Genomic DNA, 14502 nt, shown 5'->3' on the forward strand with positions numbered 1-14502 from the left:
GACTGATCTGCGACGTCTGGCCAGGCTGCTCGAATTCGACCGTCGCAATTGCGGGGCTTCCGATGCGCAACCTTGGTCTTGTGGCTTCCGTAGTCTTCGCCTTGAGCTTGCTCAGCCAGTCGGCCTTCGCCGACAAACGCGTCGCACTGGTGATCGGCAACTCGGCTTACCAGAACGTGGTCAAGCTCGCCAACCCGGCCAACGACGCCGCGGCGATGACCGAGACCTTGAAGACCGCGAATTTCGACATCGTCGAAGCCAGACGGGATCTCAAGGCGACCGAGATGCGCCGGGCCTTGCGCGATTTCGCGGACAAGGCGCGCGATGCGGACGTCGCGCTGGTCTATTTCGCCGGCCACGGCATCGAGGTTGATGGCACCAATTACCTGATTCCGACCGACGCGCTGCTGGAGCGCGACACCGACGTCTATGACGAAGCGTTCTCGCTGGAGCGCATCCTCGCAACCATCGAGCCGGCCAGGAAGCTGCGGCTGGTGATCCTCGATGCCTGCCGCGACAACCCCTTCGTCAAGAACATGAAGCGCACCACCGCGTCGCGCGCGATCCCCCGCGGCCTCGCCAAGGTGGAACCGGCCAGCCCCAACACGCTGATCGCCTACTCGGCCAAGGCCGGTTCGACGGCGCTGGATGGCGACAGCAAGAACAGCCCCTTCACGGCCGCGCTGGTCCGCCATATCGCGACGCCCGGCCTCGACCTGCGCAAGGCCTTCGGCTTCGTCCGTGACGACGTCATGAAGAACACCAGCAACCGCCAGGAACCCTATGTCTACGGTTCGCTCGGCGGCGACGACGTGCCGCTGGTCCCGGTGGCTGCCGTCGCGACATCCCCCGCCGTCAGCGCCCAGGCAGAAACTCGCCGCGATTACGAGCTGGCTTTGCAGCTCGCGACCAGGGACGGCTGGAACGCGTTCCTGGCCCAGCATCCGGATGGCTTCTATGCGTCGCTGGCAAAATCCCAGCTGGCGAAGCTCGCCGCCGAGGACGCCCATTTCACCGCCGTAGAGAAAGCCCGCCTCGCCACTGAAGAGAAAGCCCGTCTGGCCGTCGAAGGCGCCAGGAAGGCCGAACAGACCAAGGCAGCGGCCGATGCCAAAGCCGCCGAGGATGCCCGGATCGCCGCTGAGAAACTCAAGACCGCCGAGCAGGAACGCGCTGCCGCCGGCGAGCGCGCCCGCGCGGAAGCGGAAGCCAAAGTCGATGCCGGCAAGCCGGACACGCCTGCCGCCGGACCGCAGTTGGCGACACTCCCTGCCCCCACGGCCGATGTGTCACGAATGCCCGCGCCAGCCGATCTGCCCCGTCAGGTCCAGGTCGAGCTTCAGCGGGTGGGCTGCCTGCAGGGATCAGTCGACAACACATGGACTGCGGCTTCCCGCAAGTCGCTCGAACGCTTCAATCGCTACGCCTCGACGAAGTTCGATGCCAAGGCGGCCAGCACCGATGCGCTCGACGCGATCAAGGCCAAGTCTGCACGCGTCTGCCCGCTGGTCTGTGCGCATGGTTCGGAGGCGGACGGCGACCGCTGCGTGAAAATCGTATGCCGCGCTGGCACCTTACTGAACGACGACAATGAATGTGAGAAGAAGCGCAGCCGCAACGAGGCCAAGCGCAACGTGCCGCGCCGCGAGCGCGATGAGCTTGATCGCCCGCAAATTCAGGCCCGCGCGCCGCGTGCGCAGCCGTCCGGCCAGATCGTCTGCGACAATGCCGGCTGCCGTCCGGTGCGCCCCGGCTGCCGGCTGGTGTCACGCGACATGCGGATCGGGCTCACCAATGTCGAGGTCTGCAACTGACGACGTGCTTGCCTGACAGGATCGCAAGCGACATTCTGACGATCCAAGTTTGCAAGCCGGAGCCATCATCGTGACCATCGAATTTCTCATCACCTCGCTGATCGTGGTGGCATCGCCGGGCACTGGCGCCCTTTACACACTAGCAACCGGCTTTTCTCGCGGAGGCCGCAGCAGTGTCGTCGCCGCGTTCGGTTGCACGCTCGGCATCGTTCCGCATATGGCCGCTGCGATCCTTGGTCTCGCAGCACTGCTGCACACCAGCGCGCTGGCGTTTCAGGTGTTTAAATATGTCGGCGTCGCCTACCTGCTCTATATGGCCTGGAAGACGCTGCAGGAGCATGGCACGCTGAAGGTCGAGACTGACGACAGCGCGCAGTCCGCGCTGCAGGTCACGACCACGGCGATCCTGATCAACATCCTCAATCCGAAACTGTCGATCTTCTTCCTCGCCTTCCTGCCGCAGTTCATCAGCGCCGACGAGGCACATCCGCTGTCGCAGATGCTGCTGCTCAGCGCGGTGTTCATGCTGATGACCTTCGGGGTGTTTGCGCTTTATGGCCTGTTCGCCGCATCAATCCGCAACCACGTCATCACGCGGCCAAGGGTGCTGACCTGGATGCGACGCACTTTTGCCGGCGCGTTTGCCGCGCTCGGTGCAAAACTGGCCGTTGCCGAGCGCTGACGCGCCTATTCCAGCCGCTCGACATTGCGCAGCGTCGGGAACAACCGCATCCACAGCAGCGCAATGGCAACGGTGCCGAGGCCGCCGATCAATGCAGCCGGTACGGTGCCGAACAGCGCCGCGGTGACGCCGCTTTCGAACTGGCCGAGCTGGTTTGAGGTATTGATGAACAAGTAGTTCACCGCACCGACGCGGCCGCGCATGTCGTCGGGAGTCGCGAGCTGCACCAGCGAGAAGCGGATCACCACGCTGACCGTATCGGCGGCGCCGAGTACCGCGAGCGCAGCGACCGACAACCACAGCCATTGCGACACCGCGAACACCGCTGTCGCAAGGCCGAAGATGATGACGGCCTGGAACATCCGCATGCCCACCCGGCGATTGATCGACCAGCGCGTCAGCACGATGGTCGTCAGCAGCGCGCCGACGGCCGGGGCCGCGCGCATGAGGCCGAGGCCCCACGGACCGGTCTGCAGGATGTCGCGCGCATAGATCGGTAGGAGCGCGGTGGCGCCGCCGAGCAGCACCGCAAACAAATCGAGCGAGATGGTGCCAAGGATCGCCGGATTGCTGCGCACGAAGCCGACGCCGGCAAACAAAGTCCGCAGCGACGGCGGATCCTTCACCGCCACCTCGCGCGCCAGTGTGATGGCGCTGTTGAGCAGACCGCCGATCAGCCAGAATGCTGCCATCAGCACATAGGGCGTCGACGGCGATAGCGCATAGGCAATGCCGCCAAGCGCGGGGCCACAGATCATCGCCACCTGAAACACGCCTGTCGAGAGCGCGGTCGCCTTCTGCAAATGGCCTTCGGGCACGACGCCCGGCAGCAGCGCCGAACCGGCCGGCGCCTCGAACGCGGTCGCCGCGCCGATCACCACCAGCGCCACGAAAATCTGCGGCACGGTGATCCAGCCGGCATAAGTGCCCCAGGCCAGCAGGATCGCCGTCAGCCCCTGCAGCATCTGGCAGATTTGCACCACGCGGCGGCGGTCGTAGCGGTCGGCGATATGGCCCGCGACGAAGACCAGCGCCAGCATCGGCACGAATTGCGCGAGGCCAACCATGCCAAGCTGGAACGCGCTGCCGGTGAGATCGTAGATCTGCCAGCCGACCGCGACCGCGGCAATCTGCGAGGCGAAGCGCGAGAAGCTGCGCGAGACCATGTAATACAGATACGGCGGATGGCGCAGCAAGAGCCGCGCGCCGTTCGTGACGACGCCGGCAGACTGATCGGCGAGTGTCATCCCGGCATGTTCGGATTGATCAGATACTTCTCGCCGGTGGCGCGCTTCGCATAGGCCCGGAGATTGTCGAGCTGCAACACACCTTCGAGCGAAATCACCTTGGTGTAGTGGCTGGCGAAGGTGGTCTTGAGTTCGGCGACCACGCGGGCGCGGAGCCTGGCGGCATCGGCGGCGCCGATCTTCTGCAAGAACGGAAACAGCAGCCAGCCGCCCATGCCCCAGGCCATGCCGGCAGGGACGAATTCGATCGGGCGTAGATCCAGCCGGCCATAGACGTAGACCTGCTTGTGGGTCGTCGAGCCATAGCGGCTGTAGACCTTCATCGCTTTGATGGCGGCGACTTCCATCGCCTGCAGGATCTGGCCCTGCAGCTTGCCGCCACCAGTGGCGTCGAAGGCCAGCGTGGCATTGGTGGCAATCAATGCGGCAGTCAGGTCTTCCATGAAACTCGGCGACGTCGAGTTGCAGACATATTTCGCGCCGATCTCGCGCAGCAGTTTCTCCTGCTCCTCGCTGCGAACGATGTTGACGAGATCGATACCGTCCTTCTGGCAGATCTTGTTGAGCATCTGGCCGAGATTGGACGCGGCGGCCGTATGCACCAGCGCCGTGTGCCCTTCCCGCTTCATGGTCTCGACCATGCCGAGCGAGGTCAGCGGATTAACGAAGCAGGATGCGCCCTCGGTGGCCGTCGTGCCCTCGGGCAGCGGCAGGCATTCCTTGGCCTTGATGACACGATACTGCGCATACATGGCACCGCCGATCATCGCGACGGTCTTGCCAAGCAACGCCTGCGCGGCCTCGGACGATCCGGCCTTCACCACCGTGCCGGCGCCCTCGTTGCCGACCGCCATCGACTCGTCGAGACGGCCGCCCATCGCTTTCATATTGGCCTGCGGGACGGTTGCTGTGACGATCGAAGATGCGCCAGAGCCTGAGGCTTTCGCGCTGGCCGGATCGGCCGCGCCGAGCAGGAGACCGAGATCGGACGGATTGATCGGCGCAGCCTCGATGCGCACCACGACTTCGTCGGGGCCCGGCGCCGGGATCGCCACCTGCTGCAGCGAGATTTCAAGTTCTCCGCTGCTTTTAACGAGCGAACGCAGTTCAAGTCCGGATGTGATGTCAGTCATGGTCGTTTCCCCTCAATGTATCCGGCGGTCTGGTGCCGCGTCAGTAGATGCCCGGAATGATACGCTTGGTTTCACGCATATAGGCCCGGTAGTCGTCGCCAAATGCCTCGATCAGCATCCGCTCTTCATAGTCGATGCGGGTGAAGAACAGGATCGCAATCGCGACCAGTCCGCCCAGCGCAGCCATGGCATTCGGCAGCAGGAACGCCTGCGCCAATGCCCACAACCAGAACGAGGCATACATCGGATGGCGGATGCTGCGATAGACGCCGGCACGCACGATCTGGTGAGCCTCACGGATTTCCAGGCTGGCCGACCATTGCCGACCGAGATCCTTGTGCGACCGGCGAAACAGCCAGAGCGACAGCACATAGAGCGCGCCGCCGACCACGACCGCCGCATAATTCAGCTGATAGTTCAGCGCGGCCGGCCAACCGGTCACCAGCCAGATCAGCGGTACCACGAACAGGCCGACGGTGGCGATCGCGAGCAGGATGCGTTCACGGCTCCAGCCGACCGCGCGCAACGTGGCCGTACGGCGGGCCTTGCGCGCATAGGGGTAGCGAATGATGAACCATGCGATCAGGCCGATCGCCCAGACATATATTCCAAGAAGTGACGCGGTCATTGTCGTCCGATCAGGCCATCATGCGGCATTCACGGATGCCCCGGCTTGCGAATGAGAGGATGTGATCTTGAACAGCGGCATATCCAGCAGCGCGCCATCCGCGCCAAAGCGTTTGAGGCCGCCTTCGCCCGCGGTGATCTCGTCAAACGGCAGAGGACCGCAGATCACCATGCAATAGTCGTAGGGCGCGCGGCACTGGTTGCCCATCACCATCTGGTAATGGATGCGCATGAAGCTGAAGCGATAGCGCTTGAACTGCTCCATGCCCATCATGGCATGCATCTGGACGCGGCGGATGTTCGGCCTGCCCTCGTCGCGATCGCGGCTGCGGCGTTTCAAGGTCACCGGATCGAAGCGGTAGAAACTAATCACGTCGTCGCGGGCATGATATTCGGTCCAGCGGATCGCCGGCGTGTCGGCGACGAGGCGCGTTGCTGCGCGTACGCTCTTGCCGGCCGGATGGAGCGCGAATTTTGGGATGGTCGCGCTCACCGTCATCACGCAGATAGTCGGGCCGTGTTGGGTCAGATCCGGGTCGAGCGCGAGTGCGCGGGCCACCGCCTCCATCACCAATGCCGCACCAAGGCAATGCCCGACGATGACGATCTCGTCGACATCGGCCTTCTGCGCGCGTGCCACGATTATCCTGGCGAATTCATCGACGCGTGCCGTCATCTTCGGGCGCTGGCCATGAACATACTGCCGCGAGAAAATCCAGTCGTCGAACACATGATTGATCGGCTTGCGCCAGCCGTAATGGTGCAACAGCGCCGTGAAGACGGCAGCAGCGATAATTGCGCCGGCGATCCATGCGGCGGCACCATGCATGCCAAGCAGCCAGGTCAGCCCATAGCCTACCGCTGCGCCAGATGCAGCAAAGCCCGCGATCCACAGATAGGAGAACAGGAAGAAGCCGGCATATTTCCAGCTCGCATAGAAGAAGCGGAACAGGGTTCCCGTCACCAGCCAGTCGCCCAGCGTAACGAAGGCAGCGCCCAATCGCGACAGCATGCTTCGGGTGTGATCCTGCAGGATCAGGTCATCCCAGCGCAGCATTTCGTAGGTGGTTTCTGTCTTCCAATTCGGTCCGGAGGTCTCGGCCCGCCAGGATGCGCTCACATCCGTAGCGTCAAGCACGCCGGACGCCTTCGCGGACACGCTCCACGTCTTCTCGAAACTCGACAGCGAACGGCGGAACCGCTCGAGCTGCGTATCCGGCAGAATCGGGTCGTAGCCGCCAATGTGAAAGACATGTCGCCGCGCGATCATCGTCCGTTCGCTCCCGAGTGCATCACGCACCGTTCTGATCCGGTGCATAGCAAATTCGCCTGCGCCGACAAACCTGCCTATGCCCAAAACGGAAGCGTCCGGCAGGATTTTGTCGCCCTCAGGTCACACAGCTGCTCTTTCGCAACCCCCTTCATCACAATTCCGGGAATCGAGGCAGGACTGTGATTGACGGCAGGGCCTTATGTCTGAACATGTCGCGGGTTTTTTCGAAGAAAGAAAGCACTATGTCGATTGCTCTCAAGGGCTCCAAACGGCCGTCGTGGACCTCTCCGGCGGCCGTTTTGCTGATTCTGTCGTCGCTCTTTGTGGCCTCGCTCGCCAGTTCGGGGGATGCCGACGCCGCACCCGGGCGCCGCCCCGGCCATGTCTATCTGTATCGCGGCCTCATGAACGTGTTCTCGCTCGGCATGGACCAGCTGGCCTATAAGCTCGAGGCTGCTGGCGTCGCCTCCTCCGTCAGCAATCATACGCTGTGGAGCGGTCAGGCGGACGATATGATCGCCAGGTACAAGGCCGGGAACCGTGAACCGATCATCCTGATGGGCCATTCGGCCGGCGCCGATGCGACCATTTCGGTCGCCCGCAAGCTCGCGCAGTACAATGTTCCGGTGGCGCTGATCGTGAACTTCGATCCGGTGGCGCCCGATGCCGTCCCCAACAACGTGAAGCAGATCGTGAACTATTACGTACCCGCCGGCTGGGGTCGTGCGGTCGCCGCCGATCCGCGCTTCAAGGGCAAGCTCGCCAACGTCAACGAGAACGCCACCACCAACCACTTCTCGATCGACAAGGACGACAGCCTGCAGCGTCAGGCCATTGCCCGTGTCATGGCCGTGACCGGCGGCAGTATTCGCCGCAAGCCGGCGGCGCCGAAGCCTGCACAGGTCTCGGCTGCTCCGCAATAATACGCAGCCAATATCGAAACGCATTCAGCCGAGGTGATCGTCACCTCGGCTGAATTGTTTTAGCCATCCGGAATCCTCAGACGATCAGCACGTCATGATGTGACGGAGGCGTGGCCGGCGCGAGCGCGGCATCAGGAACGCCGAGCGCGTCGTGCGCCGCCAGCGCAGCCTCGACAGGATGGCTGGACGCCGTCAGAACCTGAGCAAGAGCGACCTCCGCAGCGCCCCCGCCCTGCGCACTATTCTGCACCTCCGTGTGCCCGGACGTCATGTGCCCGGACGGCTGACTGAAAGCAAAGTTCTCACTGCCAGTGCTGGTCGCAAGTGCTTGTGCAAGCGTATCGACGGCAATACTGGCATTCGCGAATTTCAGAAACTCCGTATTGGTCAGATAGTCAGTACCATCGCGACCGGCGATACTGTCAGTGACGATCGTCTGAGCGCCACTGCGGCTAATGCCGTAGTCGGCCACATTGCCGGAGAATACCGCGGTGTCGGTGCCGTTGCCGCCATTGATGATGTCGTTGCCGACCCCACCAGCGATGTAGTCATCGCCATCACCACCGCGAACGACGTCGTTGTCGCTTGAGGCGCCAAAGAACCAGTCCTGATGCTTGGCCGTGTCGAACTGGATGCTGCGGACATAGAGATCGAACGAGCCGGGTGAACTGGCATTGGTGCCGTCGGCTGGCACCAGATCGACGCCATTCATGGCAATGTCCTTGAAATGCAGCGCGCGCCCGGGCTCGGAATTTGCGAGATTGATCGCGACACTGGAGATGCTGGCGGGATTGTCGAAAGTGACCGTGTAGGTCTGGTAGCCCGACGGATCGCTCGCAGGCGTGAATTCAAGTACGCCCGAAACCGGCTGGCCATTGACCAGAACCTGCGCCTGCGCGCCGACGCCGTTCACGACAGAGCCATAGCCCGTCAGCGTGATGGTGGTCGTGGTGAGCTTGCCGGCTACGCTTGGACCGGCGACAATCGTGTCATTGCCGGCCCCGCCATAGATCTCGTCATGACCGAGCCCACCGGTGATTACGTCGTTACCGCCTCCAAGATCGATCGTATCGCCGATCGATGAGCCCGTGACGGTGATGCCCGGCGTCACCCCGCTTCCCTGGAAATACTGCGCCACCACATCCTGCGCTGGCTTGTCCATGACCGAATAGCCGGTCTCGGAGTAGAAGTTGTTGAGGTCCCACTGCCAGAACTCGGCGCCTTTCAGCCAGCTGCCGCCATGCGCGCTCCAGACCTGAAAGAATGCATTATAGGCATCGGCTTGCTCGGCGAGATCCGCAGGCGCCTTGGATGATCCGCCGCCCGGATTGATCGCGGTGCCATCGATGCTGCGATAGCCGACCTCGGTCATCAGCACCGGTTTGCCGTAATCCATCGACAGCGAATGAAAGAAATCGACGGGTGACTGGTAGCCGAAAGCCTTGGCGTAATACGGATTATACGGCACCTCGTTCCAGGCATGCACGAGATCGACCACCGTCGGCGTGGTGCTGGCCGTCAAGGGCGGATAGGCGTTGATGCCGATCGTGTCGACTTGGTCCCAGAAGCTGACCTTGGATGCTTCGTCGGTTGCCGCCGCGTAAGTAACTTCGCCATGATAGACGCCGCGCACGGCTCCGATGATATCAGTCCAGTAACTGCGATAGGCGTCGCCCGACAGGCTGCTCATCTCATTGCCGATGGCGAAACTGGCGACATCGCCTTGCTCTGCAATTTCAGCCAGGTGAACGATCTCGGCCTTGTAGGACGCGAAGAAGGCATCGACGTCCGAAGGCGCCAGACTGTGCGAGATCGTGCCGTCGAGACCTGTTATGCCCGGCTTGAAAACAACATCCAGCCCCGCGGCATGCGCCTTCTGAAAACCAACCAGCAGGCTTGCATCGCTTTCGGTCTTGGCCGGCACGGCGAGCACGTCATTGCCGGTCCGACTGTCAGTCCATATCCGCGTCGTCAGCGCGATCGAATTTGATCCCAGTGACGCCATGGCCTGAAACGCCTGATCGGCCGATGCACTGGAGAACTGTCCATTCCACTCCGACAGTGCACCGAAACCTTGGACCTTAAAGATGTTGGGCATTCGCGTTCTCCGTCGGCATTGCCTGGAGAAGGCTGAACCCGCAACGTGATACCTTCGCGACCGCAATGGGGTATCATGGTGACGTCTACAAATTGAACCTCGTTGTCGGCTTACGCGGTCAGTGTCATTCAATGAAAACCGCCGCCCGCTATTTCAGCGAACGGCGTTGATCGCGTAGTTCTTGCTCGGCCTGGACGGCCGCGCTCGCGCTTTACGCGAGAGCTTTCAGTGCAGCCTTGCCGGCATATTTCGCCTGGGTGCCGAGCTGCTGCTCGATGCGCAGCAGCTGGTTGTACTTGGCGGTGCGGTCGGCGCGGGCCAGCGAACCGGTCTTGATCTGTCCGCAATTGGTGGCGACGGCGAGATCGGCAATCGTGGAGTCTTCAGTCTCACCCGAACGGTGCGACATCACCGCGGTGTAGCCAGCCTTGTAGGCCATCTCGACGGCGCTCAGCGTTTCAGTCAGCGAGCCGATCTGGTTGACCTTGATCAGGATCGAATTGGCGCGGCCGTTCTTGATGCCATCGGCAAGACGCGTGACGTTGGTGACGAACAGGTCGTCGCCAACCAGTTGGCACTTCGAACCGATCAGATCGGTCAGCTGCTTCCAGCCGTCCATGTCATCTTCCGACATGCCGTCCTCGATGGAGACGATCGGGTAATTGGCAACGAGCTGCGCGAGATACTTGGCCTGTTCGGAAATGTTGCGGGTCTTGTTCTCGCCGCCATAGACGTAAGCGCCGTCCTTGAAGAACTCGGTGGCGGCGCAATCCATCGCCAGCATCACGTCCTTGCCGGCGGAGTAGCCGGCCTTGGTGATGGCGGCCATGACGAAATCCAGTGCCGCTTCGGCCGAACCGATATTGGGTGCGAAACCGCCTTCGTCGCCCACGTTCGTGTTGTGGCCGGCCTTCTTCAGCTCGCTCTTCAGCGTGTGGAAAATCTCGGCGCCGCAGCGCAGGCCTTCGGCGAAGGAGGACGCGCCGACCGGCATGATCATGAATTCCTGGAAGTCGATGGGATTGTCGGCATGCATGCCACCATTGATGATGTTCATCATCGGCACCGGCAGTGTGCGGGCCGAGGTACCGCCCACATAGCGATACAGCGGCATGTCGAAGGATTCCGCGGCCGCCTTGGCGGCGGCCAGCGAGACACCGAGGATCGCATTGGCGCCCAGGCGCGACTTGTTCGGGGTACCGTCGAGTTCGATCATGATCTCGTCGAGCTGGACCTGGTTCTCGACATCCATGCCGCCGATGGCGTCGAAGATTTCGCCATTGATGGCATCGACGGCCTTCTGCACACCCTTGCCGAGATAGCGGGACTTGTCGCCGTCGCGCAGCTCGACCGCCTCATGGGCGCCCGTGGAAGCCCCCGACGGAACCGCGGCGCGGCCCATCGACCCGTCTTCGAGGACGACGTCGACTTCAACCGTGGGATTGCCGCGGCTATCGAGAATTTCGCGGCCGATGATGTCGACGATGGCGGTCATGGATGCCCTCTTTGTGCTGGGGGTGGGTCGTTGGCGCCGCTTCTACAGCAAGCCTCCCGGCGGGAAAACCCCGCTTGGCGTGACGACGGGCCCGGGATTGGCTATGAACCGCCGCAACGGAGATATTTATGTCAAAAACACCCCCCAAATCCCCCAAATTGCCTGCTGACTTGCAGCTCGGCCGCGCTGTGGAATGGCCGACCTCCCCGGAGCAGGCCAAACTCGACCGTGTACCGAACCCGCAGAAAGACACCAATTACGTGGTGCGCTTCACCGCGCCGGAATTCACCTCGCTGTGCCCGATCACCGGCCAGCCGGATTTCGCCCATCTGATGATCGACTATGTGCCCGGCCAGTGGCTGGTCGAGTCGAAGTCGCTGAAACTGTATCTTGCCTCGTTCCGCAACCACGGCGCCTTTCATGAGGATTGCACCGTCGAGATCGGCAAGCGCGTCGCCTCGGCCATCAAGCCGAAATGGCTGCGCATCGGCGGCTACTGGTATCCGCGCGGCGGCATCCCCATCGACGTGTTCTGGCAAACCGGGACGCTGCCCAAGGGCGTGTGGGTGCCCGAGCAAGGCGTCGCTCCGTATCGCGGGCGGGGATGAAACCTCAGCCCGAAAGGGAAACAACGGAAGATCCAAGCATGCGCCAGCGCAAATCCGCGCGCCTGCTCGTCATCGACAACGACGGGCGCGTTTTGCTCTTCCGTTTTATTCACAAATCAGGTGCCCTCGCCGGCCAGGATTATTGGGCAACACCGGGCGGAGGTTTAGAGGAAGGTGAGACCTTCCATGACGCTGCCATTCGCGAACTCCGGGAAGAAACGGGCTTGATCCGCGATACAGTCGGTGAGCCTGTGGCGAACCGAGAGTTCAATCTACAAATGCCCGATGGCGAGTTTGTCAGCGCGTTCGAGAAATATTACCTCGTAACATCGCACGATGCCACGCTGTCCCGTCTCGGATGGCCCCCGGATGAGTCGGAAGTGATCGCCGATCACCACTGGTGGTCGCGAGATGAATTGACGCACACGACCGAGATCATCTGGCCTGAACAAATACTGCAGATGCTGGCGACCGCTGCACCACGCTAGCCCGACGTCAAGCGCTTCCCGCATCCGCCGGCTTGGTCGATTTCAGCAGCTTCGCAGCCGCAAACCCCAGCGCAAAGACGATAGCGGCTGACAGCAGCAGCGTTGGCATCTTGCCGGCGTGCGCCAGACCGAAGCCATAGGCGATTGGGCCGACCGACTGTCCCATGAAGAAGCAGAAGGCGTGCAGCGACATGGCGCTGGCGCGGGCTTCCTGCGAGAGCTCCGTAGAGAATATCTGCAACGAGCCGTGCAGCATGTAGAAACCCCAGCCCATCAGCAGCAGGCTCAGTGCCTGGATCTGCCAGTTCGGGCTGAAGGCGGTGGCGGCGAGCTGGATCGCGATCACGATGCCGCCATAGATCATCATGCCGTTGATGCCGAGCCGCGCCAGCATGCGCGACACGGTCGCCGTGTAGAACAGGCCCCCGACGGCAAAGCAGGCGATCACCAGGCCCGCGATCGACAGACTGGTGACGCCTCGGTCGAAGAGGAACGAAGAGATATAGGGAAATAGGCCGAGGATGCAGCAGCCCTCGACGAACACGGCGCTGTAGACGATCAGCGTGTTCGGGTTGCGGAAGATCACCTTGTAGCCCCGCGCCAGCTTGCGCAGATCGGCCTTGGCAGTCGGCTTGACCAGCGCAGCGCCCTTGAACCCAAGCGCGACCGCAACCGACGCGGCAATGGCGAGGCTGCCGAGGATCACCAGCACGCCGCGCCAGCCGAAGAAATCGCCGATGATGCCGGATGCGGTGGAACCCAGCAGGTTGCCGGTCATGGCGCCGGCCATCACGCGGCTCAGCGCCACCTGGCGCAGCTTCGGCCCGACCAGATCGCTGGTCAGCGAGAGCGTCACCGGAAACACCCCGCCTGCTCCGATGCCCGCCAGCACGCGTGTCGCCAGCAGCAGCGGATAGGAGGTGGTGAGCGCGCCGAGAATGCTGGCAAGGCCGAGCAGCACCAGGCAGACGATCATCAGCCGCGCCTTGCCGAACATGTCGGCTGCGGCGCCGAGCACCGGTTGTACGATGGCGAAAGTGAAGGCGAGCGCGGATGACAGACCTGCGGCGACGGCGACCGTCACGAGCAGATCGTCTGCCACATGCGGCAGCACCGGATCGAGCGCACGCTGCGATAGCGCGGCAGCAAACGAGGCCAGCGCAATGATTTTGATGACCGGCGGCAGCATCAGCGCGCCGCCGCGGGCCGATGTGACATGGTCACGCCTTCGCCGTCGCTTTGGCCAGCGCGTCGAACGCCATCAGGTTCTTCACCAGCGCCTCGAAGTCGCGCAGCGGCACCATGTTCGGGCCGTCGGACGGCGCATTGTCCGGATCGGGATGGGTCTCGATGAACACACCGGCGACGCCGACGGCCACGGCCGCACGCGCCAGCACCGGCACGAATTCGCGCTCGCCGCCCGAGGACGTGCCCTTGCCGCCCGGCTGCTGCACCGAATGGGTTGCGTCGAAGATGACAGGCGCGCCGGTGGTACGCGCCAGGATCGGCAGCGCGCGCATGTCGGAGACCAGCGTATTGTAACCGAAGGATGCACCGCGCTCGGTGACCAGCACCTTGTCATTGCCTGACGATGTCAGCTTGCTGACGACATTGGCCATGTCCCAGGGAGCCAGGAACTGGCCCTTCTTCACATTGACCACCTTGCCGGTGGCAGCCGCCGCGAGCAGCAGATCCGTCTGCCGGCACAGGAAGGCCGGGATCTGCAGCACGTCCACCGCCTCGGCTGCACGGGCGCATTGATCGTTCTCGTGCACGTCCGTGAGAACAGGCAGGCCCAGCGTCTCGCGTATCTCGGCAAAGATGGGCAGAGCATCGTCGAGGCCGATGCCGCGCGCGGCGGAGGCGCTGGTCCGGTTGGCCTTGTCGAACGAGGTCTTGAAGACGAGACCGATCTTGAGCCGGGTCGCGATCTCCTTCAGCGCCGATGCCACTTCGAGCGCATGCGCCCGGCTCTCCAGCTGGCATGGCCCGGCGATCACCGAGATCGGCAGAGCATTGCCGAAGCGGACGGTGCCGAGTGCGACGACGGGCGCGGCTGTGGACGATGCGGTCAAAATGGTCTCCTTATTCTGGCGACCATGACCGCAGGACCG

At 62.9% G+C, this 14502-nt stretch carries 13 protein-coding genes; 5 read left to right on the forward strand and 8 right to left on the reverse strand.

The window, feature by feature from the left end; genetic code table 11:
• Positions 1-62 precede the first annotated feature (62 nt).
• Both AB8A38_RS06165 and AB8A38_RS06170 read left to right on the forward strand, forming a co-directional pair.
• Positions 63-1814, forward strand: coding sequence for a caspase family protein (locus AB8A38_RS06165; protein ID WP_439085375.1), 1752 nt, complete (start codon positions 63-65; stop codon positions 1812-1814).
• Positions 1815-1884: 70 nt separating this feature from the next.
• Positions 1885-2496 (forward strand): LysE family translocator, encoded by a 612-nt coding sequence (locus tag AB8A38_RS06170; RefSeq protein WP_439085377.1) that lies wholly within the window; start codon positions 1885-1887, stop codon positions 2494-2496.
• Positions 2497-2501: 5 nt separating this feature from the next.
• Here AB8A38_RS06170 and AB8A38_RS06175 read toward each other — a convergent pair whose 3' ends face one another.
• From AB8A38_RS06175 to AB8A38_RS06190, 4 genes are read right to left on the reverse strand one after another with little or no spacing between them, the layout of a single operon-like run.
• Positions 2502-3743 (reverse strand): MFS transporter, encoded by a 1242-nt coding sequence (locus AB8A38_RS06175; protein WP_439085379.1) that lies wholly within the window; start codon positions 3741-3743, stop codon positions 2502-2504.
• Positions 3740-4876, reverse strand: coding sequence for a zinc-binding dehydrogenase (locus AB8A38_RS06180; protein WP_439085380.1), 1137 nt, complete (start codon positions 4874-4876; stop codon positions 3740-3742). The genes AB8A38_RS06175 and AB8A38_RS06180 overlap by 4 nt, the downstream gene beginning before the upstream one ends.
• A 40-nt stretch (positions 4877-4916) precedes the next feature.
• Positions 4917-5504, reverse strand: coding sequence for a protein-S-isoprenylcysteine O-methyltransferase (locus tag AB8A38_RS06185; RefSeq protein WP_439085382.1), 588 nt, complete (start codon positions 5502-5504; stop codon positions 4917-4919).
• Positions 5505-5522: 18 nt separating this feature from the next.
• Positions 5523-6803 (reverse strand): hypothetical protein, encoded by a 1281-nt coding sequence (locus tag AB8A38_RS06190; protein ID WP_439085384.1) that lies wholly within the window; start codon positions 6801-6803, stop codon positions 5523-5525.
• A gap of 215 nt (positions 6804-7018) precedes the next feature.
• Here AB8A38_RS06190 and AB8A38_RS06195 point away from each other — a divergent pair, with 215 nt between their 5' ends.
• The gene (locus AB8A38_RS06195; protein ID WP_439085386.1) at positions 7019-7699 is read left to right on the forward strand and encodes a hypothetical protein; all 681 of its coding nucleotides are present in this window, start codon (positions 7019-7021) and stop codon (positions 7697-7699) included.
• A gap of 76 nt (positions 7700-7775) precedes the next feature.
• On the opposite strand, the gene AB8A38_RS06200 is transcribed toward AB8A38_RS06195, so the two are convergent.
• Positions 7776-9797 (reverse strand): glycoside hydrolase family 113, encoded by a 2022-nt coding sequence (locus tag AB8A38_RS06200; RefSeq protein WP_439085388.1) that lies wholly within the window; start codon positions 9795-9797, stop codon positions 7776-7778.
• A gap of 211 nt (positions 9798-10008) precedes the next feature.
• Complete coding sequence (gene eno, locus AB8A38_RS06205; protein WP_439085390.1) at positions 10009-11292, reverse strand: phosphopyruvate hydratase; 1284 nt, start codon at positions 11290-11292, stop codon at positions 10009-10011.
• A 128-nt stretch (positions 11293-11420) separates the two neighbouring features.
• Between eno and queF the strand changes: the two genes are divergently transcribed.
• Positions 11421-11900, forward strand: coding sequence for a preQ(1) synthase (queF, locus tag AB8A38_RS06210; RefSeq protein WP_315841895.1), 480 nt, complete (start codon positions 11421-11423; stop codon positions 11898-11900).
• A 38-nt stretch (positions 11901-11938) separates the two neighbouring features.
• Positions 11939-12388: an NUDIX hydrolase gene (locus tag AB8A38_RS06215; protein ID WP_315841894.1), complete on the forward strand. Its 450-nt coding sequence runs from the start codon at positions 11939-11941 to the stop codon at positions 12386-12388.
• Positions 12389-12395: 7 nt separating this feature from the next.
• Here the strand turns inward: AB8A38_RS06215 and AB8A38_RS06220 are convergent, their stop codons facing one another.
• Together AB8A38_RS06220 and kdsA are read right to left on the reverse strand one after the other, a co-directional pair.
• Positions 12396-13577, reverse strand: a complete 1182-nt coding sequence (locus AB8A38_RS06220) for an MFS transporter (RefSeq protein WP_315841893.1) — start codon at positions 13575-13577, stop codon at positions 12396-12398.
• A gap of 31 nt (positions 13578-13608) precedes the next feature.
• Positions 13609-14463: a 3-deoxy-8-phosphooctulonate synthase gene (kdsA, locus tag AB8A38_RS06225; RefSeq protein WP_439085393.1), complete on the reverse strand. Its 855-nt coding sequence runs from the start codon at positions 14461-14463 to the stop codon at positions 13609-13611.
• Positions 14464-14502 lie beyond the last annotated feature (39 nt).

The sequence above is a fragment of the Tardiphaga sp. 839_C3_N1_4 genome, from assembly GCF_051811045.1.
GTDB lineage: Bacteria > Pseudomonadota > Alphaproteobacteria > Rhizobiales > Xanthobacteraceae > Tardiphaga.

Bases quoted from the DNA above. Each gene is read 5' to 3' on its own strand.
- eno (WP_439085390.1), bottom strand. From the start codon at position 11,292: ATGACCGCCATCGTCGACATCATCGGCCGCGAAATTCTCGATAGCCGC.
- AB8A38_RS06215 (WP_315841894.1), top strand. From the start codon at position 11,939: ATGCGCCAGCGCAAATCCGCGCGCCTGCTCGTCATCGACAACGACGGG.
- AB8A38_RS06200 (WP_439085388.1), bottom strand. From the start codon at position 9,797: ATGCCCAACATCTTTAAGGTCCAAGGTTTCGGTGCACTGTCGGAGTGG.
- AB8A38_RS06165 (WP_439085375.1), top strand. From the start codon at position 63: ATGCGCAACCTTGGTCTTGTGGCTTCCGTAGTCTTCGCCTTGAGCTTG.
- AB8A38_RS06175 (WP_439085379.1), bottom strand. From the start codon at position 3,743: ATGACACTCGCCGATCAGTCTGCCGGCGTCGTCACGAACGGCGCGCGG.
- AB8A38_RS06195 (WP_439085386.1), top strand. From the start codon at position 7,019: ATGTCGATTGCTCTCAAGGGCTCCAAACGGCCGTCGTGGACCTCTCCG.
- AB8A38_RS06185 (WP_439085382.1), bottom strand. From the start codon at position 5,504: ATGACCGCGTCACTTCTTGGAATATATGTCTGGGCGATCGGCCTGATC.
- AB8A38_RS06180 (WP_439085380.1), bottom strand. From the start codon at position 4,876: ATGACTGACATCACATCCGGACTTGAACTGCGTTCGCTCGTTAAAAGC.
- AB8A38_RS06220 (WP_315841893.1), bottom strand. From the start codon at position 13,577: ATGCTGCCGCCGGTCATCAAAATCATTGCGCTGGCCTCGTTTGCTGCC.
- queF (WP_315841895.1), top strand. From the start codon at position 11,421: ATGTCAAAAACACCCCCCAAATCCCCCAAATTGCCTGCTGACTTGCAG.